19 protein-coding genes are annotated in these 19,224 nt (G+C 48.4%); 13 read left to right on the forward strand and 6 right to left on the reverse strand.

Features of this window, described 5'->3' with window-relative positions; genetic code table 11:
* Positions 1–4: 4 nt before the first annotated feature.
* Positions 5–1,516: a GAF domain-containing protein gene (locus tag C7452_RS07375; protein ID WP_115892705.1), complete on the reverse strand. Its 1,512-nt coding sequence runs from the start codon at positions 1,514–1,516 to the stop codon at positions 5–7.
* 116 nt (positions 1,517–1,632) lie between these two features.
* On the opposite strand from C7452_RS07375, the gene C7452_RS07380 reads away from it, so the two are divergent.
* The 6 genes from C7452_RS07380 to pyrB all read left to right on the forward strand — a co-directional run bounded on the left by C7452_RS07380 (position 1,633) and on the right by pyrB (position 7,545).
* Complete coding sequence (locus C7452_RS07380) at positions 1,633–2,301, forward strand: DUF169 domain-containing protein (protein WP_115892706.1); 669 nt, start codon at positions 1,633–1,635, stop codon at positions 2,299–2,301.
* A 2-nt stretch (positions 2,302–2,303) separates the two neighbouring features.
* Entirely contained in the window at positions 2,304–3,101 is a 798-nt protein-coding gene (locus C7452_RS07385; protein ID WP_245942890.1) for a DsrE family protein, read from the forward strand.
* A 10-nt stretch (positions 3,102–3,111) separates the two neighbouring features.
* Complete coding sequence (locus C7452_RS07390; protein ID WP_115892708.1) at positions 3,112–3,432, forward strand: DUF5400 domain-containing protein; 321 nt, start codon at positions 3,112–3,114, stop codon at positions 3,430–3,432.
* A 176-nt stretch (positions 3,433–3,608) separates the two neighbouring features.
* Entirely contained in the window at positions 3,609–5,825 is a 2,217-nt protein-coding gene (locus C7452_RS07395; protein WP_115892709.1) for a DEAD/DEAH box helicase, read from the forward strand.
* A gap of 11 nt (positions 5,826–5,836) precedes the next feature.
* Positions 5,837–6,568, forward strand: a complete 732-nt coding sequence (locus C7452_RS07400; RefSeq protein ID WP_115892710.1) for a tRNA (adenine-N1)-methyltransferase — start codon at positions 5,837–5,839, stop codon at positions 6,566–6,568.
* 38 nt (positions 6,569–6,606) lie between these two features.
* Positions 6,607–7,545: an aspartate carbamoyltransferase gene (pyrB, locus tag C7452_RS07405; RefSeq protein ID WP_115892711.1), complete on the forward strand. Its 939-nt coding sequence runs from the start codon at positions 6,607–6,609 to the stop codon at positions 7,543–7,545.
* 24 nt (positions 7,546–7,569) lie between these two features.
* Here the strand turns inward: pyrB and cdc6-1 are convergent, their stop codons facing one another.
* Entirely contained in the window at positions 7,570–8,718 is a 1,149-nt protein-coding gene (gene cdc6-1, locus C7452_RS07410) for an ORC1-type DNA replication protein Cdc6-1 (protein WP_115892712.1), read from the reverse strand.
* Between the two features lie 799 nt (positions 8,719–9,517).
* Positions 9,518–9,973 carry a DUF2299 domain-containing protein gene (locus C7452_RS07415; RefSeq protein ID WP_245942891.1) on the reverse strand — a complete coding sequence of 152 codons (456 nt, stop codon included), beginning with the start codon at positions 9,971–9,973 and terminating at the stop codon, positions 9,518–9,520.
* Positions 9,974–10,081: 108 nt separating this feature from the next.
* On the opposite strand from C7452_RS07415, the gene cbiB reads away from it, so the two are divergent.
* The 3 genes from cbiB (at position 10,082) to C7452_RS07430 (ending at position 12,290) form a co-directional block, all read left to right on the forward strand.
* Positions 10,082–10,975 (forward strand): adenosylcobinamide-phosphate synthase CbiB, encoded by an 894-nt coding sequence (gene cbiB / locus C7452_RS07420; RefSeq protein WP_115892714.1) that lies wholly within the window; start codon positions 10,082–10,084, stop codon positions 10,973–10,975.
* Entirely contained in the window at positions 10,972–11,961 is a 990-nt protein-coding gene (locus C7452_RS07425; RefSeq protein WP_115892715.1) for a cobalt-precorrin 5A hydrolase, read from the forward strand. Before cbiB ends, C7452_RS07425 begins: the two co-directional genes overlap by 4 nt.
* Before the next feature lie 74 nt (positions 11,962–12,035).
* The gene (locus C7452_RS07430) at positions 12,036–12,290 is read left to right on the forward strand and encodes a UPF0147 family protein (protein WP_048061044.1); all 255 of its coding nucleotides are present in this window, start codon (positions 12,036–12,038) and stop codon (positions 12,288–12,290) included.
* Between the two features lie 120 nt (positions 12,291–12,410).
* Here C7452_RS07430 and C7452_RS07435 read toward each other — a convergent pair whose 3' ends face one another.
* Positions 12,411–12,986: a class II aldolase/adducin family protein gene (locus tag C7452_RS07435; protein WP_115892716.1), complete on the reverse strand. Its 576-nt coding sequence runs from the start codon at positions 12,984–12,986 to the stop codon at positions 12,411–12,413.
* Between the two features lie 48 nt (positions 12,987–13,034).
* Entirely contained in the window at positions 13,035–14,483 is a 1,449-nt protein-coding gene (locus C7452_RS07440) for a DNA-directed DNA polymerase II small subunit (RefSeq protein ID WP_115892717.1), read from the reverse strand.
* 154 nt (positions 14,484–14,637) lie between these two features.
* Between C7452_RS07440 and C7452_RS07445 the strand changes: the two genes are divergently transcribed.
* From C7452_RS07445 to C7452_RS07460, 4 genes are all read left to right on the forward strand, one after another.
* The gene (locus C7452_RS07445; RefSeq protein ID WP_245942892.1) at positions 14,638–15,135 is read left to right on the forward strand and encodes a hypothetical protein; all 498 of its coding nucleotides are present in this window, start codon (positions 14,638–14,640) and stop codon (positions 15,133–15,135) included.
* A gap of 78 nt (positions 15,136–15,213) precedes the next feature.
* On the forward strand, positions 15,214–16,269 hold the full coding sequence (cobJ, locus tag C7452_RS07450) for a precorrin-3B C(17)-methyltransferase (protein ID WP_115892719.1): 1,056 nt from the start codon (positions 15,214–15,216) through the stop codon (positions 16,267–16,269).
* A gap of 203 nt (positions 16,270–16,472) precedes the next feature.
* Positions 16,473–17,036, forward strand: a complete 564-nt coding sequence (locus tag C7452_RS07455; RefSeq protein WP_173402648.1) for a potassium channel family protein — start codon at positions 16,473–16,475, stop codon at positions 17,034–17,036.
* Positions 17,037–17,071: 35 nt separating this feature from the next.
* Positions 17,072–18,403: a magnesium transporter gene (locus C7452_RS07460; RefSeq protein ID WP_115892720.1), complete on the forward strand. Its 1,332-nt coding sequence runs from the start codon at positions 17,072–17,074 to the stop codon at positions 18,401–18,403.
* Here C7452_RS07460 and C7452_RS07465 read toward each other — a convergent pair whose 3' ends face one another.
* Complete coding sequence (locus C7452_RS07465) at positions 18,404–19,189, reverse strand: hypothetical protein (protein WP_115892721.1); 786 nt, start codon at positions 19,187–19,189, stop codon at positions 18,404–18,406. It abuts the gene before it with no gap.
* Between the last annotated feature and the right edge of the window lie 35 nt (positions 19,190–19,224).

Consider the following 19,224-nt stretch of genomic DNA (forward strand, 5'->3'; position numbering starts at 1 on the left):
TAACTTATAAGTTATAACTTTTCCTCTGGAGGGCGCTTCCAAGCTGAAGCCCTATTGATGAAATGTTCTCAAGGCTTATCCTGTTGTAGGGTTTAACACTGTAACTTGCCAGGTTTAAGATTCCTGTTATTTCCCCTGAAAACTTAATCGGAATCATTAGAATTGTTCTTATATTGTTTCTCCTTATGGACTCATGTATCATGCGGTATTCAGGGGACTCAGAGGTTATGTATATAACCCCCTCCTTCTCAATGGACCTCTCAAAGAGGTCTGTGAAGACCCCGGCCATGCACATTCTGCTGAGTGTTTCTGGCAGGTTCCTCTGAACCCTGAGCTGGAGTTCCCTTTTCTCCTCCATGAGGTATATGCATCCCATTTCAAATTCCAGGGTTTCTATGACGGCCTCGATGGATTTCTCAAGCATTTTTTCCTCTTCCTCATCACTGTTTATAATTTCGGAAACCCTGTTCATGGCCAGAAGTGTTCTTATGAACTCATCCTTCTCCTGCCTCAGTTTCTCCATTTCTAGATACTCTGAGACCTCGTCGGCCACCATCTCTATGATTTCAAGGCTCTGTGAGGCTATGGAGTCCTCGGGGCTTCTGATTATAAGGGCTCCCTTTGCCCTCTCCTCTGTGATGAGGGGTACTGAAAGCATGAGACCCGAGTCATGCCTCCATGATACCGTCTCGAGGGTTTCAATGCTCCTGTAGATGAAGTATTCAAATTCAGTGAGATCCTCTGACTCAGGGTATTCGTAGGCCATGCTGAACCCGGAGGCATCGCTTAGGACCACCGAAAGCTGGTTAAGGTCCATTATGGTGGATAATTCATCCCTTATTGAGTTCATAAGCTCCTCAAGGCTGCCAGAGGATGATCTCAACCTTGTGATTGTGAGGAGGACCTCAAGTTCATTCTTGGAAAATGAGGAACTTGCAAGGTCCCTTCCTATTATGACCCAGAAGTTGTTTACAGGTGTGACTGAAAGGCTGTAGTTCCTCCTTATCCCATCCCTTCCCCGCAGATCGACCTGTATCGTGCCCCGGGATTTCATCCTGTTCTCAATGAGGACCAGGCTCTCCCTGTCCATGATGTCCCCAAGGCACTGTGCACCGGGGAACATTCTTCTGAAAAGGCCGTTGGATACTACTATGTCCATGAGGGTGTTTATGGTGAAGACGAGTTTATCAGGGTCATCTATCTTTCTTTCAAGTTCCAGGAGTTCCAGGAGGTTTCTGTGAATTTTTGATGCGTTTTTTATAAGCTCAGAATCTCTGGATGTGTCTCCAGTGTATTCCACAGTTCCCTCAAGGTCTCCAGCAGGCATCCATAGTTTGCTTCTGCCAACCGTCCTGTATGTTACAAGACCCCTGGCCTCCAGTATGTGAAGGTACTTGAGAACCGTTGCCCTGCTCCTGTTTATTCCACGGGTTATCTTGTCGAGCATGCACTCCTCTGGAGGATTTGATTCCAGGTAGGACATTATCATCTTCTCGGTTTCAGAGAGTTTCTCCACTGACCTCACCCCATGATAGCTATGGTATAACCATGAATTATAACTTTAGAGAAAAATTTAAATATTTGATCTTTATACTTTATCGTATAGTTATACTATCATGTATAGGTGGTTGTATGGATTACAGGAAGATTTCAGAAGAACTTAAGAAACTCCTGGAAATGGAGGGCAGCCCCGTGGCTGTCAGGTTAGTCAAAAATGAGGAAATATATGGTGAAAAGCTTGAAAAGAAGAGGCACTGCGAGTTCATACAGGATGCACGCTTAAGGGGTGCCTGTGGCTATGCAACTGCAGACGAACATCTCTGCAAGGGTGGCGCAGCGGTCCTTGGACTCTGCAGGGTACCACCCCAGGTTGCGGATGGAAGCCTGTACCATAAACTCGGAAACTACAGCACACTGGAAGCTGCTGCTGAAACCGTAGAGGTCGTTCCCGCGGTGAAAGGGGAATACCATGCCTCAGTCTATGCGCCGCTCGAAGAGGCTGATTTCGAACCAGATGCCGTTGTATTCCTACTTAAACCGGCCCAGGCGCTTAGACTCAGCCAGGCATACCTCCATGACAGGGGTGGCAGAATAAGCGGGGACTACTCAGGGATACAGTCACTCTGTGCAGACGCCGTTGCAGCTGTAAGGGAGAGGGGCATCCCAAACATGACAATGGGGTGTAACGGTTCAAGGAAATACGCCGGGATCAGGCCTGAGGAACTTGCAGTCGGAGTACCAGTATCTGACCTTGAGGGAATTGTGGAGGCCCTCAGAAAATTCAGGGAAAAATGGGGATAAAAATGAAATTAAACCTCAGGGGAGTAAACAGATACGCTGCAGCCATAATAACAGACAATATACTTAAAAATGGTGTTCAGAACCTTCAGCTGATCCTGAAGGAGGACTCTGAAGAGGTCAGGAGAGTTGCAGAGAAGCACCATATGGAATATTCTCCCAGAGAAACAGAAAAGGGGCTGGTGGTTAACATTTCACCTCAGGGTATTGAAGAGATAGATGTTACCGGAGAAACCTGTCCCGGCCCGGTTATAATCGTAGGGGATAGGCTCTCCTCAATGGAGCCGGGGATGAGGATAAAGATAAAATCAGAAAGCAGTGACGTGATCGATGACCTTGCACTTTCAGCTCCTGAAATGAACGCAGAGGTCATTGAAAAATCGGCCAGCCACCTCATCCTTGAAAAAACAGATGTTAGCAGGGAAAGGGAATTTACAGGAAAGGATAAGGTACTCGTTGTCCAGAGCAACGGGACAGGGAATGCAGAGAGGGCCTACGCCACCTTCATATTCTCAAAGGCTGCCCTCAGCATGGGAAAGGATGTCACAATATTCCTCCTCATGGATGGCGTGAGCATTGCAAGGAAGGGTGGTGCGGCCGCCGTAAAACACCCGGCCTTCCCGCGGCTGGATGAACTCATGGCCGAGGTCATTGAGATGGGCGTTAAGATCTACGTCTGTGAAATGAGCGCCCAGTTCCGGGGGCTCAGAGAGGACAACATGGTCAAGGGCTGCAAGATAGCAGGTGCAGCCACCTTCATAACACTGCTTAGTGACCCGAGCTACGCAGTGGTGAACTTCTAGAGGTGATTAAATGTATCAGGTCATTATATTCGCACTCCTATTTGCAGGAATCTCATCAGGTTTCATAACCTTCCGTATAATGGGGATGAGGATGGCGCCACACTTCGGAGTCCTTATCCTGGCCCTCATTGCAACGGCAGCAAATATCATGTCTGGCAATGTAACCCTGAACTACGTTGCATTGGCTCTGCAGGTCCTCACAGGGATTTCAGCCTACACACAGTTCCTCCCGGTTCTGAGGGACAGCTTCCAGACAGCTCCACTCTACGCCTGCCATCTGAGCACAGTCACCGTTGCTGCGGTGCTAGCAGCTGCCTCAGTCCCACTTTAACCTCCCCTTAAATCTTTTAGACCGGTTGAACACGCATCATCCCAAATAAAACCACATTTACTCCTTCTTTTAATCCCTGAAACCTCAAATTAGGAAGGCCAAAGCCTCAGGTAACCTGATTTTCAGCACTGAAAGGAACCTGAACCTTAAATAAATTGATGACCAGATAAAAGACCATGGCAAGGTACATAGAGCACCCCCTCATAAAGCCAGAGAAAATAGAGGCAAGGACCTATCAGCAGCTGCTGGCAGCAGATGTCATCAGAAAGGGCAACTCAATGATAGTCGCCCCCACAGCCCTTGGAAAGACTGTTGTGGCTGTCCTTGTGGCTGCAGAGAGACTCAGGAAATACAGGGGCTCAAAGGTACTCATCCTATCACCCAGCAAACCCCTGGCCATACAGCATGAGGAGAGCTTCAGGGAGTTCATGCTTGCAACCTGCACATCCCTTACAGGCAGCATAAAACCTGAAGAGAGAAAAGAACGGTGGATTAAATCCCAGATAATATCCGCCACGCCCCAGACAGTTGAATCAGACATCCTGGCTGGAAGATACGACCTCAGGGACGTCTCACTCATCGTATTCGATGAATGCCACCGCGCAGTTGGATCATACTCATACGTCTTCCTTGCATCAAATTATATACAGAACGCCAGGCACCCCCTCATACTGGGACTCACAGCGTCTCCGGGTGCAGATGAGGATAAGATAAAAACTGTCTGTGAGAACCTCTTCATGAATGAGGTTGTGGTGAAAACAGAGGGGGACCCTGATGTGCGCCCCTACCTCAAGCCCATAAAAATAGAATGGGTAAAGGTCAGGATGACACAGGAGCTTGAGGATATAAGGGAACTCCTGAGGAAGGTCCTTAAAAATCGCTTGAAGATGCTTAAAAACCTCGGTGTTATAGACACCATCAGTGTGGGTAAGAAGGACCTTCTGAAGGCAAGGGGCCGTGTCCAGAACAGGATAGCGCGATCAACGAGCCCTCCAAGGGCATGCTACAGGGCCATATCACTCCTTGCATCCTGTATAAACGTGGAACACGCCCTTGAACTCCTTGAAACACAGGGCATAAGGCCACTCCACCAGTACCTTCTACGGCTAAAGGAGAAGAAAACAAAGGCTGCTAAGGGTCTCCTGGCAGATCCAGACTTTACAAGGGCCATGCACCTCACAAGAAGGGCCATGATGTCAGGGGTGGAACACCCTAAACTTGACAGGCTAATGGAGATACTGAAAAGGGAACTTAAAGGAGATGAAGCAAGGATAATAGTGTTCACACAGTTCCGCGACACCCTTGAGGAGATATACCAGAGATGCAAACGTGAAGGTATCAACGCAGTTAAATTTTATGGACAGAACAGCAGGAGCGGAGAGAAGGGCCTCACCCAGAAACAGCAGAGGGATATAATAAAATCATTTCGCATGGGGAACCATGACGTGCTCCTATCAACCAGTGTCGCTGAGGAAGGTATAGATATCCCCTCGGTGGACCTTGTGGTGATGTATGAACCTGTTCCCTCTGAGATAAGGATGATACAGAGACGTGGAAGGACCGGGAGGAAGAGGAAGGGCCGCATGGTTGTCCTCATAACAGAGAAGACCCGCGACGAGGCATACTACTACTCAAGTATCAGGAAGGAGAGATCCATGAAGGAGAACCTCAGGGGCGGGTCAGTTAACGTGGAGGTTAACCCCATAATGGAACCCTCAGGGGAGGGACCCTTCATCTATGCTGATTCCCGGGAGGTCAACTCAAGGGTCCTCAGGGAACTCAAAAAGATAGGAGTGGATTTTGAACTCAAACCCCTCGCAGTTGGTGACTATCAGATAAGCGAGGACACCATAATTGAGAGGAAGACAACACAGGACTTTATTGGTTCAATTATAGATAAAAGACTGTATAAACAGGCAAGGGAGATGGTCAAAAACTTCAAAAGGCCTGTTATGATCATAGAGGGGGATGACCTCTATTCAGGATTCATAAACCCGGACGCCGTGAGGGGTGCCCTTGCAGCTGTTGCTGTGGACTTTGGAATACCTGTAATCCCCACGAGGTCAGCCGAGGATACCGCTGCAATGATAAGGAGGATAGCCATAAGGGAACAGAGGGAAGGCAGGCCTGATATGCGTGTTCGCACGGATAAGAAGCCCCTTACCCTCAGGGAGAAGCAGCTCTTCATCGTGGAATCCCTGCCAAATATCGGTTCAAAGTACGCTGAAAGGCTCCTGGAAGCCTTCGGATCAGTTGAAGGTGTTATGAACGCCTCAGAGAAGGAACTCCGTAGCGTGGAGGGCATAGGTGCAAAGAGGGCTTCGGAAATCAGGAGGGTCATTGAGGCAGAATTTAAGGGACCCGATGAAGCCACATATAAATTCAAGGAGTAAGGTGATTGGACTTGCGCATACTTATGGATGAGAGAGGTAAAAAATATCTCCTGGAAGAAGGAGAGGACTTTCAGAGTGACATGGGGGTCATAAAAGCAGAAAACCTGGAGGATTCCGGGCCCGGGGATGTCCTCAAAACCCACCTTGGCAGGGAGATTTACGTCCTTAAACCCGGACTCTCAGATTACCTTGAACTCATGGAGAGGAGGTGTTCAATACTCCTTCCCAAGGACATAGGAATGATATGTGCATATACAGGGATAGTTGAAGGTTCAAGGGTTGTTGATGCGGGTACCGGTGCGGGTACAGTTGCAATGTACCTTGCCAATCTGGTGGGAGAATCAGGGCACGTCACAACCTATGAAATACGTGAGGACTTTGCTGAGATAGCAGAGAAGAACATTGCAGCCTTTGGATTCAAAAACGTGGAGGTCAAGAACAGGGATATAAAGGAGGGTATAGAGGAGGAGGACCTCGACCTGGTTTTCCTTGATCTGCCCAGGCCCTGGGAGCTGATGGAGGATGTCCATGATTCCCTCCTCAGGGGTGGGTGGGCAGTCTTCTACAACCCCTACATTGAACAGGTGAAGCTGATACACAGGATAGGGTCGAAGGTTGGATTTGCAGATATAAGGACCTTCGAAACCATTGAACGTGAAATAGAGGTCAGAAAGCAGGGTACAAGGCCCAGAACAAGGATGGTCGGCCATACAGGGTATCTCACCTTCATGAGAAAGATTTAAGGAATAGGGTTATACATGAAAATCTGGAAGGGGTACTGATGTTTGAAAACGTTATCTCAATAAAGGATTTTAAGAGGGAGGATATCGAGTTCATCCTCAGGGAAGCCGAGAAGATGGAGCCATTTGCATCGGGAGAAAAATCCTCCAGCGCCCTCAGAGGAAAGATACTTGGCATGATGTTCTATGAGCCGTCCACAAGGACACGTCTATCCTTTGAAACTGCCATGAAGCGTCTGGGAGGGGACGTTGTTGGATTTGCAGATACAGGGGCGACATCTGCCGTTAAGGGTGAGAGCCTGGCTGACACCGCCATGATGCTTTCAGCCTACTCTGACGCCATAGTTATAAGGCACAACCTGGAGGGTGTAGCACGTTACATATCAGATGTTGTGGATGTTCCAGTGATAAATGCAGGGGATGGTGCCGGGCAGCATCCAACCCAGACCCTCCTGGACCTCTACACCATGAAGAGGTTCTTCGGGAGGATAGGTTCCCTGAGGGTTGCACTGGTTGGTGACCTCAAGTACGGGAGGACTGTCCACTCACTGGCCTATGCCCTGGCTGTTTTCGGTGCCAGTATGAGCTTCGTATCACCACCCGTCCTCAGAATGCCTGATAACATCATACATGATCTGAGGGGGGCTGGGGTTGAAGTTAAAGAGACAGAAAGGCTTGATGATGTCATAGATGAGGTGGATGTCCTCTACGTTACAAGGATACAGAAGGAACGTTTCCCTGACCCTGAGGAGTATTCAAGGATAAGAGGAGCCTACCACATAGATGGATCCACTGTGGCTGATAGGGACCTGATTGTGATGCATCCACTCCCAAGGATAGATGAGATATCCCCAGAGGTGGATTCCCTCCCACAGGCCATGTACTTCAGGCAGGCGTTCTATGGTGTGCCGGTCAGGATGGCCCTCCTGAGGCTGCTGATAAGTGAGAGGGGAGGATCTGAAAACCAGAAGATAGTTTGAGCGGGATGGCTCTAGAAAAAAGCTTTAAACACCCCAGAGTGAGTCCTCAAGGAGGGATGTGTCGCACTGCAGGTCTATGATATTTGTACGTCCCTTTCCCCTTCCCCGTGAAACAGTATTTGTGGATATCAGGCCGAGCATTTCAAGCTCGTTTATGAAGTCAAATATCCTCCTGTAGGAAACAGAGTCCCCCTTTGCTATTTCCTTGTAGACCTCATAAAGCCTCCCGGAGGTTATTTCCTCCTTCCTCTTTGTGAGGTAGAGTATGGCCTCAAGCACCCTCTGCTGCTGGCTTGGTAGTGTCAGTATTATGTCTGTGATTTTGTTGTGTTCTATGTAGTCCTTGGCCTCCCTCACAAAGTCCCCCAGTACCTTATCTGAGTCCCTTTCATCGGCAATTTCACCTGCTGTCCTGAGAAGGTCCAGGGCGTACCTTGCATCACCCTCCTCCTTGGCTGCCAGAGCTGCGCATAGGGGTATGACATCATCATCAAGGGCCCCCTCCTTGAAGGACATCTTTGACCTCTCCTCAAGGATATCAACAAGCTGCTGGGCCCCATAGGGTGGGAAAACTATCTCCCTGTCCCTGAGGCTGCTCCTGACCCGGGGTTTTATGAATTTCTTGAATTCCACGTAGTTACTTATGGATAAGATGGAGACATTATCTGTCCTTGTGAGGGTGTACAGGAGTCCATCTCCATCATTTCTGAGGAGTATGTCTATTTCATCAAGTACGACCATGAGTATCATGTCCTGACCAAAGGCGTTTTTCTTGAACATGTTCCTGAAGGTGTTCACGATTTCAGCCTTTGTCCAGCCACGGTAGGGGACATCACGACCGAGCTGCTGGCATAATCTTGCTATGACCTGGTACTCTGTTGTGTAATCTGTGCAACGGATGTATTCCGTCCTTATATTCACGTCACAGTCCTTTGATGCCTCCTTCAGCTGTTTCATGGCAAATTTTGCAACGGCAGTTTTCCCTGTACCTGTTTTACCATAGATTGTGATGTCTGGAGGTGTCACTCCATTGAGGGCCTCGACCCAGTACTTGGCTATTGATCGTATCTGCTCCTCCCTGTGAGGTAATCTGTCAGGAAGGAACCTGTGATCAAGATATTTCTTATCCTTAAAAACAGATTCTTTGTCCCCTATCTCATCAAAAATGTTCATGATACCACTTCAACGAATTTTTAGAGAAAACTGCTGCATCAAATTATCAATAAAGGCCCTAAAATCTGGATACACGAAATTCAGGATGACCTTTTCAGCTGGCAGCGCCCCGTACTACCATCCCCTGATGTGGGAGTATGGTAGATTTCAAGTGTAAATTTTCTTATTCCAACTATTAGATAAAAGTTTTTATTAAAATCAGGTTGATTGATAATAACGTATGTGGGACATCCATTTCAAGTGTAACCATCTGCATCCTCGATGGGAACTCATGAGAGATGAATTTCAAGTGTAAAAATCCTGCTCTTCCTCGGCCCTTTCTCTGATTCAGTGGGAGATGTGTGAGACATTCATTTCAAGTGTAATCTGGCCATGGTTCTGATGACCTGTAAGGGAGACATTCATTTCAAGTGTAAGTTAGTATTAATTGATCTCGATTTTTTGAGACATCCATTTCAAGTGTATTTGGGGTTTTTGTTTTTTCGCTCTGTAAACCAGGCTAAATAAGGAAAAGATCCTTTACAGTTGAATCTGATGTCACCATTTTAAACAAATTTTTAATAATAAAGTTACAGTTGAAATTGACCTCTCTCTCTTAATCCCAAATAAAGTTTCGCTGGTTACAGTTGAAATTGACCTCTCTCACCCGGGCAACTAAACGAGAGAAAAAAACTTTACACTTGAAACCATTGACCCACACCCAGAGAAACAGGAAACCCAAATGATTTTACAGTTGAAAACCATCCCCCACATATGAAAAATGGTTACAGGGAGTCCTTACAGTTGAACCGGACCTCCCCTAGACATACATGCTATCATGTTCTGGTCTTTCTTCACCGAAACGTTCCTGTATCATCCACATGACCTGAAGTTTTGCCCTGAAGACATTTTTTATATTTGAAATCAATCTGTCCTTTGAAAGGCCGTCGAAGAATATTTCATCTGTCACGAGGTAACTGTTAAGGACGTTTTCTGGATGGTCGAGCTGGAAATCAACCCCAAACCGGTTAAGCGTGAATCTGACCTTCCATATGAACTCAGTCCTCTTCTCCATGCTGAGTGCCCGGATCCCTGCCTGGTGCTCTGGACTGACACTGGTTGCGCAGGCTATGAGAATCATGTCATCCTTTCCGGCGGGCTGGATTATATCGATAACGTGATCCTCAGGGTAGTTCACAACATAGTGAAATCTGGCGTTTTCGTCAGGAACCTCCATGCGGAGGAACCCCTCTTCATCAAGCCATTTCTTGATCATTTCTTGGGACATGTTATCACGGCTATAACTATCTCCCTTCATGAATATATAGATAAAAATTATTACATGTCTCAGATATATAACAGAGCACAGTTAAAAGAGGAGTACATGAATGAAGTTTCAGTCCTCCTGCTTGCTGTAATCCTTGACCTACTCATTGGGGAACCACCACACCGGCTTCATCCAGTGGTCTGGATGGGGTCAGCAGTGGAATGGATGCGGAACATCCTTGGAAACAGCCGTATATCCGGCATAATACTCACCATTGCAGTTGCAGCGCCCTTCACACTCCCCCTGTTCCTTATCAACCATCTTCAAGACCCCCTGAATCTCATTATATCCTCCATCTTACTTTCAGCGGTGATATCCATAAGGATGCTTGTAACCTCTGCCCTGGAGGTTGGAGGATCCCTCAAGGAGGACATTGAAGATGCCAGGAAGAAACTTTCAATGCTCGTCAGCAGGGACACCACTTCCCTCTCAGATGAACAGATAACCTCAGCGGCGATTGAGACACTCACAGAAAACATCACGGATTCAGTGACAGCCCCCATCTTCTATTTCATCCTCCTGGGCCTTCCAGGGGCCTTCCTCTACCGGGTGGTCAATACACTTGATGCTATGGTGGGCTACCTTGACAGCGAGAACAGGGACATAGGGTGGTTCCCTGCAAGGCTGGATGATATACTCAACTACATCCCATCAAGAATCACCGGTGTCCTGATGGTCCCTGCAGCCCTCCTACTCGGCATGAACTGGAGGGGATCCTTCAGGATTCTCTTGAGGGATGCCCGGCGTACTCCAAGCCCCAATTCAGGTTTCACCATGGCTGCAGCGGCAGGGGCCCTTTCTGTTCAGCTGGAAAAGCCGGGCGTGTACGTCCTCGGGGATCCATGTGATGGACTGGACAATGAAAAACTTCTTGAGGCCGTGAAGCTGAGTTCACTGACCCTGATACTGTTCACGGCAGCTGCAGCAGGGGTAATGCTGGTGATACCATGATAGTTACAATACTCACACTAACAGAGAGGGCCAGAAGACTCGCAGGGGAGATGAGGGAGAAACTCCTCCGGGACCCGACCATTATTTCAGTCGAAGTCATACACCGGAACATGGATCTGGGGAAAGTTTTCGCTGAAAGCGACATTATAGTGGGTATAATGGCTGCAGGTATAATGGTGAGGAAGATAGCACCACTGATCAATAACAAATTATCAGATCCGGGGGTCCTGGTTGTTGATGAAAAGGGGTCAAATGTTATAAGTCTACTTTCCGGTCATGCGGGGGGTGCCAATGACTTTGCAATTAAACTTGCAGGTCTGATAGGTGCTAATCCCGTTATAACAACATCCACAGACGTCAATGGTCTTGTTGGTATTGATATCTTTGCAGCGAGGTACTTCTACAGGATCCTTGATCCCCACCTTATCAGGCACTTCAACTCCTCAATTATCCAGGGGCACCGGGTTGAACTTCACTCCTCCAGGGACCTTGAGGCCCTGATTGATGATGATATGCGCAGAACCTACACCTATGTCCCGGAGGGGGACGAGGTTGTGAGGGCCCACTGCAACTCAAGGGTCATGAGGCTTGCACCCCTCAAGCTTTCAATGGGGATAGGGACAAGGAGGGGGGTTGGATCAGATAGAGTAATCGGTCTCATCAGGGAGACCCTGAAACTGCTGAAAATACCCCCCGAACGGCTTGATGCCATTGCAACAGGCTACATGAAAAGGGATGAGGATGGTATCAGGGAGGCTGCCAGGCTCCTAGGAGTCCCCCTTGAATTCATAGGGCCCCAGGAACTCAGATCCCAGAATACCTGTTCCTTTTCTGATTTCGTCTATGAAAAGTTTGGTGTGGGAAGTGTATGTGAAGCAGCGGCCCTCAGCAGTGCAGGTAAGGATTCAAAACTTGTAATAAGAAAAACAAAGTCCTCTGGAGTTACAGCTGCACTTGCAGTTTCAGGGACACCAAAAGCTTTTTAACCCAGATGATATAAACCAGATTGAATATAAACATTATTCTGTATTCTTCAAGAATTCAGCAGGGAGGACTCAATATGAGTAACGAAACATTCAATCGCGTTTCTGAAATTTTAAGGCACATTATGGAAGACAACAGCGTCCCCAGGAACATTAGAAGAGCTGCAGAGGAATCAAACGAAATTCTGAATAACCCTGATGAGGACAGCACCGTCAGGGCCAGTACAGTTATATCCATACTGGATGAGATAAGCAACGACCCCAACATACCCATACATGCGAGGACGCTGGTCTGGGAGATACTCAGCGAACTTGAATCCATAAGGGAATAAAAAACTGTTTCTGAATTTTTCAGGGTTTTCCAGAGGTTAAAAATAGTTTTACTATTTTTAAGTGATGATATCTTTTTCCCTGGATTTTTTGAGGGTTCTGGCTGTGCACTTAAGCGCTGATTATTTTTTCATGGATTTCAGGGTCTCGGCTATGAACTGGGTCCTTGCAGACTCCTCAATGAATTCCGCCAGTAGAAGGGCGTCCCTTAAACTTTCACCTGCACATACAACTCCATGGTTCTCCAGGATAGCAGCATCCTCATCAACCATTACCCTGCCACATTCAGCTGCAAGTTCTCTGCTACCTGGCGGGTGGTACGGGACCATGGGTATGTAACCCCTCCCGAGACCCATGAATCCCTCCATCTTCTCAATCTGGACTCCTGCAATGGAGAAGGCCCTCGCATGGGGCGAATGGGTGTGCACTATTCCACCCACATCTGGCCGTGCCCTGTATACCTCAAGGTGGAGTCCCAGTTCGGATGATGGCCTCCCTCCCCTGATGACCCCTCCATTGAGGTCCACCACAACAACATTCCTGAGTGAAACCTCCCCCAGGGGGACCATGGTCGGGGTTATGAAGACCCTATCACCCATTCTTGCACTCACATTTCCACCTATGCCGGATACAAGGCCGGTCCTGTAAATATGAAGTGAAACATCAACGACTTCTCTTATCGGGTTCAAGTGTATCACCTTGTATTACATCAACATACAGTTGCAGGGTTCAGGTGTAGATAACATTCAGCTGAATTCAAGGAGTTTCATCACACCCCTGTTAAGCACCGGGACCTGGCCGCAGGTTGGGACGATGTTGTAGATCTTCTGGAACTCTGTCTGGGACTGGAAGGTCCCTGAATTTATGAGGTGCACTCCCTTGTATTTTTTGTAGGCATTTATGTGAACATGGCCGGTGTGGAGTACGTGTGGGACCTCATCGATGACCAGGTGGTCCTCTATCTCAGATGCCAGCGGTGTTCTCTCACCATATATCGGTGCAAGGTGCCTCTTCTCAAGGAGTTCCTCCATTATGAGGTCTGACCTTTCATGTGAGAGCCCGTTGACACTCATGGCCATGTCATCAAAGCTACGGCCATGGTATATGAGGGTCCTCACACCGTCAAGGCTCACAAGGGATGGGTTGCTGAGAAATTCTATGTTCCTGATACTGTAGAGGGACTTTGCGTATTCCTCGGGTATTGCTGGCTGGGGCTCCGCTATCCTCGAGGAGTCGTGGTTTCCCGGGATCATAACGATCTTTATGTCGCTCCTTATATCACCGAAGAGCCTTGCGGCCTCCTCATACTGTTCATGGATGTCCCTTATAAGGAGTTCCTTTTCCTGTCCAGGGTAGATTCCGATGCCATCAACGATGTCACCGGCAACCACCAGGTACTTAACATCCGCTGCAAGGCTTCGCTGCTCCTCTGAACCGAAGTCCCCGTTTATCCATTTCACAAATTTCATGAAGGCGTCCTCAAGGAAGGTCTGGCTTCCTATATGAACATCTGATATGAAGGCAACTGAGAAGTCCATCTCCTTCTCCTGTATCCTGGGGACCCCCGGGTGGAATATCTCGGAGGCAACCACGAACCTTCCCTTCTTGGTTCCATGGACACCCACAACCTCATCCCTCACGATTTTCTCGGACTTCTCAAAGAGCTTATGGTTTTCGTTGTGCACAACAACACTGATTTCGCCGGTATCATCCTCAAGTTCAATAATCCTGTGATTGTTCTTGGTGTTCCTCACATCATTGACCATCCCGATGATGCTGACGACGTCCTCTCCCCCCCGGAGGTCAGCAATTGGCATGTGGTCCTTCAGTTCAGGGCGCTTACTGAGAAGGTTCTTCAGGCGACTGTAGCGGCTGTTGAAGTATGCGATCATGTCCCCTATCTCACCACTGGTGTAGGACCGGTTACTTGTATCACTTATAACCTCAAAATCGAAGTCCCTCTCTGCCGGAACCATGAGAGGACCCCTGGCCTTTATCTCCGCGGGGTTATCTATTTCAAAGAATTCATCAAGCATTTCAGAGGTTAAAACAGTGAATTTACCACCATTGCTCTTTATCTTAACTATGAGTTCTGAGGACACGCTTGCAGGATCATCCATTTCCCTGAGCCGGAAGTAGGCATTATCCTCTATGAGGATCCCTTCCCTTGCAAATTTTCCGATTATCTCGTTCATTTTAATCCTTCACTGCCCTGTAAAGTGGTTGTTAACATCTAATTCAGAAAGTTTTAAAATGTGTGTGCAGTAAAATATTTTATTGAGTTCATATATTCTTTATCAAAATATTAATTTACCCTTTGGGTTTAATCACAGAGAAAAAGGTGATGCATTGCCAAGGATAATCAGACTCTTCCTCTTCCTCATCATGTTCCTGGCCTTCTTTGAGGTGGGACTTATAAGCTCATACACCCTTGTAACGTCAAAGCCCCCGGATATAGAAAAACTCCTGGACATGCAGATAGACACGGTCTCATCTTTCCTTGATTCCGGTAAAAACATAACATCCACGATTACCGGAGGCCCCGAGGAGGTTAGAATAATAAACAATGCAGACGTTGCAGATGCCCTTAAAGCCAGGACGGGACTGGATGGTATAAACATAAAATCCCTCAACGCAACAACCACCCAGGATACCTCCCTTGAGATGATTGATATCAATATAACGGCGACAGGTTACCGTGAAAACCAGACAGGGGAGGGCCAGATAGTAATAAGACCAACTGAACAGTTCAGTGTAATTGCAGCTGCAAGGGCACAGACAAGGTCCTCGGGGGTCTGGGTCGATGTGAAGACCCTGAGGATTTTATCTGTGACAAGGATCTACTGAGTCTGTCATTTGCGACAGCTTCATGATCAGTGTCCTTCTGCGAGGGATTTAATCAAGTCTTAGGCGGTTGGTGGCTTAATGATCAGGATAATAGGAATTGGACCAGGAAGGGATGATATAACCATAAGGGCCCTGAGGGCCCTGGAGGATTCTGACGTCGTTATAGGGTATGCGAGGTATATCCGCCAGATAGAGGACCTCCTTGATGGAAAGGAGGTCATAAGGAGTGGTATGGGGGATGAGATTGAGAGGGTGGAACTTGCAATTGAAAAACACCGTGAGGGCCTTGACGTCGCACTTGTGAGTTCAGGGGACCCTGGTGTTTACGGCATGGCCAACGTGTTCTTCCAGATATTCGATAAATATTCAGGCATCGAATTTGAGGTCATACCCGGTGTCACAGCGGTTAACTACGCCGCATCAAAGCTGGGAGCACCCCTTCACGACTTCGCGGTTATAAGTCTGAGTGACATCCTGACACCACTATCTGAAATAATGGCAAAGGTCAGGGCCGCCGCAGAGTCCGGGATGATAATAGCCCTTTACAATCCACTGGGAAAGAGGAGGAAGAGGCCCTTCAGGGAGGCTGTTGAAATACTGAGGTCTCTGCTGCCCCCTCAGACACCGGTTGGCATAGTAAGGACCGTGGATGGGGCCCCTGATGTGAGGATAGTGGACCTTGAATCCCTTGACGAGTCCCTGGTGGACATGTCAACAATAGTGCTGGTGGGCAACGTAACCACCTACACAAGGGATGGTCAGATGATAACACCAAGGGGCTACGCGGTGGAGACACCCCTCCATGAACTTGCAAGGGAGTTCTACGAGGAAAATCCACTGGGAAAAGCCTCGGGTCCAGATGAAAACTGTGAGTTCTATCCCTGTCACTTTGAAGGCCAGAACTGTGCATTCTGCTACTGCCCCTTCTACCCATGTGCGGAGGGATCCACAGGCGGGCGATGGATAAGGGACCGCGGTGTGTGGAGCTGCCAGGACTGCACATGGATACACACAGACAGCGCAGTTGAATGCGTGAAGAGGAGCCTGGGGGATATAATTTCAGGGCCAGATGATCTCACGGACAAAAAGAGGGAGCTCCTGAAACTCCGTAGAGAGTGCCTGATGAGGGGATGATCACTTTAAGTAATGCAGTTCAGGCATCTCAAGGTTATTTGTAAAGGAGTATCCTGAAGATCTCAATGGCACCTGATTTTGGATGATCTTCATGAGCACCCGCGTCCCTCACAGCAACATATTTATTTTAATTTATCCAATATCAACCCACCAGCCCAGGAGGATGAAAGTTGTCTAAGAGTGTTAAGGATATCCTCATTGAGATGAAGAACCTTTCGGAGCTCATGGTGGATCTTGCATACTCGGCACTGCTATTCAACAGCAGGGATGCAGCTGAAGAAGTCATAAAACTTGAGAACAAGGTTAACAGACTCAACTATGAGATAAAGAAGGAGTCTCTTCTTGCAGCAAGGTCTGTTGAGGACGCTGAGGAGCTTACAGCCCTTCTTGAGGTGGGTGAAGCTGCTGAGAGCATTGCAAACTCGGCCAAGGATATCGCCGACCTGGTGCTCAAGGGAATAAAGCCCCATCCGGTCTTCAAGATGGTCATGGAGGAGTCCGACGAGATCATCGTCAGGGTCACCATTGAAGAGGGATCCGAGCTCGCAGGGAAATCCCTGGGGGATCTTCTCCTTGCAACCAGGACTGGTATGAGGGTTATAGCCATCAGGAGAGGTGAGTCCTGGATCTATGGACCCGACAGGAACACGGTGCTGGCAGAGAAGGATACACTCATTGCCAAGGGAAACGAGGCGGGAGCAGAGCTACTGTTTGCACTGGCAAAGAATGAGATGACCCTTGAGGATATTGGCTGCAGTATAGAATAGTGACGGGATGATGGAAATGTTAGCAGGTGATATTCATGAAGAGAAGAGAAAGATTGCTGAGGATGACTCGGATCCTGCTTCAGTCCCTGCTAACATTCACCGTGAACATCTCCATAGCAGCCTCAAGGGGATGGGTAAGGGCATTTAACCTATCAAGAAAGTTTGGTAGCTTTTTCAGGGATTCCAGGAGGATTCTCGGGGAAAGCTTCGCGGCCCTTTTCATCTGTGCAATCGGGGACCTCATAGCCGGCATATTCCTGGGTAAGATGTCCCCCATGCTTGAATCATACCCGGGTCTCCTTGTTCTCATACCCGGGGCCATAGGTATGAGGGGTAACATCTTCGGAGCCCTGGGCTCACGCCTTGGATCTGGCCTCCATATCGGTGTGCTCTCACCTGAACTGCGAAGATCAGATGTCCTTGCAGATAACATTGAGGGGACCATAATACTGACGGTGGTCATGTCGCTCTTTCTGGGCTTCATGGCATGGATCTTCTGCCAGCTCTTTGGCTTTGAGAGCATGGGGATAATGGACTTCACGGTCATCTCGGTCATAGGGGGTATAATATCAGGGGCTTTTCTGCTCCCTGCAACGGTCCTCATATCCCTTAAGAGCTATGAAAATGGATGGGACCCGGATAATGTCACCACACCCCTGATTGCAGCTTCAGGAGATCTTTTCACCCTGCCATCAATATTTGCAACCCTCGCAGTCCTTGAGATGGTCAGGAACGGATTTTTTGAATGGATACTCTTTGCCATATTCCTTTTGATAGGTGCAGCCGGACTCATAGCAGGCTTCAGGGGGAGATACGATCTCAGAAAGATTATCAGGCAGAGTGTACCTGTCCTCCTCATATGTTCGGCCCTCGGAACAACTGCAGGTACAGTTCTGAACAGTAAACTGTCATTTATACTGGACAACCCGGCAATACTGGCACTTGTACCCCTATTTTCAGGTGAAAGCGGGGACCTGGTGAGTATACTTGGTGCAAGGCTCTCCTCAGGGCTTCACTCAGGTATAATTCCAGCATCCCTGAGACCCCACGGGGAGGCCCTGAGGAACTTTGGGATAATAGCTGTACTGTCCCTCCTCATATACCCTACCATAGGGCTTCTGGCCCACCTTGTAAGTGATTTCCTTGGCATAGGGTCCTTGGGCCCCTTCAGGATGGTTCTCATAAGTTCCATGGCAGGCTACATGCTCACACCATTCCTCCTTCTTGTGGGCTTCTATCTCAGCTCGGCATCATACAGACTCAGACTTGACCCGGATAACATCGTGATCCCCCTCTCAACGAGCATGACGGATCCGGTGGCAAACACGTGTCTGGTCATAGCCATTATAACAATCATGGGTCTCTGATCAGAAGGGGGCTGTTATGACCTCAAGGACGCATGGCTGGACCCGGAAGTGGGCTGGTGACATGAGATAATCCCTGCTGCCGTGGGGAAGGGCCACAACGGACACCCACCCACCTCCATGTACATGCAGCCATGCCACGCCTTCACCAGTCAGATTGAGTTTAACACTCCCATATATGAGATCCACCTCATCAATGTGGCTGTTCTCGGTATCCAGCATCCATGAGCCGTCCGGGCTGTCAGAGATCAGATAGTAGTCCAGTGAACTGTTAAATCTAAAATTCATGCAGGTCCAGTTCTCCGGGTGTCCGCAGGGACAGACAGCCTTCTGGAGTTTTATTACATGGCCTGAGAGGAAGTTGCAGTTAACGGGTATTTTCATCACTGAGATCTCATCCCCGCTGATGTTTTCACCTGCGACCAGGGGCCTGATGCTGGAGTTGATGGGTCTCAGGACAAGCTGCACCCTCATACCCTGGAAGGCCCTGCCAAGGAGTTCTGGCCTGCTCTGGAGTTTCCTGAACTTTTCATAGGATATCATTCCCCTCTCACCGGGCACTGCAAGTCCAGGGGATTTACAGGCACTCGCGGGAATTTTTTCCCAGTTGGGCGGATCCCCTGGAGTGCTTACCAGGATATCAGCTGCAGCAGCGGCTTTCTGATTCACATGACCCTCCCTGAACTCCTCGCTGAGGCGACTCTCCTGCATGTCCACAAGTTCTGCAGATGTTCCCAGGATAAGGGCCACTATGATCAGTGAAAGCAGAAAGTCAGTTGACAGTATCATGGTTTCCCCATCCGTACTCTGGCGAGGGCAGAGGG

It is taken from the genome of Methanothermobacter defluvii, assembly GCF_003385755.1.
Lineage (GTDB): Archaea > Methanobacteriota > Methanobacteria > Methanobacteriales > Methanothermobacteraceae > Methanothermobacter > Methanothermobacter thermautotrophicus.

What these genes read in the sequence shown, in the direction of transcription:
- cdc6-1 (WP_115892712.1), bottom strand. Translation starts at nt 8,718, where the DNA reads ATGAACATTTTTGATGAGATAGGGGACAAAGAATCTGTTTTTAAGGAT.
- C7452_RS07395 (WP_115892709.1), top strand. Translation starts at nt 3,609, where the DNA reads ATGGCAAGGTACATAGAGCACCCCCTCATAAAGCCAGAGAAAATAGAG.
- C7452_RS07460 (WP_115892720.1), top strand. Translation starts at nt 17,072, where the DNA reads ATGAAGAGAAGAGAAAGATTGCTGAGGATGACTCGGATCCTGCTTCAG.
- C7452_RS07380 (WP_115892706.1), top strand. Translation starts at nt 1,633, where the DNA reads ATGGATTACAGGAAGATTTCAGAAGAACTTAAGAAACTCCTGGAAATG.
- C7452_RS07455 (WP_173402648.1), top strand. Translation starts at nt 16,473, where the DNA reads ATGAAGAACCTTTCGGAGCTCATGGTGGATCTTGCATACTCGGCACTG.
- C7452_RS07385 (WP_245942890.1), top strand. Translation starts at nt 2,304, where the DNA reads ATGAAATTAAACCTCAGGGGAGTAAACAGATACGCTGCAGCCATAATA.
- pyrB (WP_115892711.1), top strand. Translation starts at nt 6,607, where the DNA reads ATGTTTGAAAACGTTATCTCAATAAAGGATTTTAAGAGGGAGGATATC.
- C7452_RS07465 (WP_115892721.1), bottom strand. Translation starts at nt 19,189, where the DNA reads ATGATACTGTCAACTGACTTTCTGCTTTCACTGATCATAGTGGCCCTT.
- C7452_RS07440 (WP_115892717.1), bottom strand. Translation starts at nt 14,483, where the DNA reads ATGAACGAGATAATCGGAAAATTTGCAAGGGAAGGGATCCTCATAGAG.
- C7452_RS07425 (WP_115892715.1), top strand. Translation starts at nt 10,972, where the DNA reads ATGATAGTTACAATACTCACACTAACAGAGAGGGCCAGAAGACTCGCA.
- cbiB (WP_115892714.1), top strand. Translation starts at nt 10,082, where the DNA reads ATGAATGAAGTTTCAGTCCTCCTGCTTGCTGTAATCCTTGACCTACTC.
- C7452_RS07415 (WP_245942891.1), bottom strand. Translation starts at nt 9,973, where the DNA reads ATGATCAAGAAATGGCTTGATGAAGAGGGGTTCCTCCGCATGGAGGTT.
- C7452_RS07430 (WP_048061044.1), top strand. Translation starts at nt 12,036, where the DNA reads ATGAGTAACGAAACATTCAATCGCGTTTCTGAAATTTTAAGGCACATT.
- C7452_RS07390 (WP_115892708.1), top strand. Translation starts at nt 3,112, where the DNA reads ATGTATCAGGTCATTATATTCGCACTCCTATTTGCAGGAATCTCATCA.
- cobJ (WP_115892719.1), top strand. Translation starts at nt 15,214, where the DNA reads ATGATCAGGATAATAGGAATTGGACCAGGAAGGGATGATATAACCATA.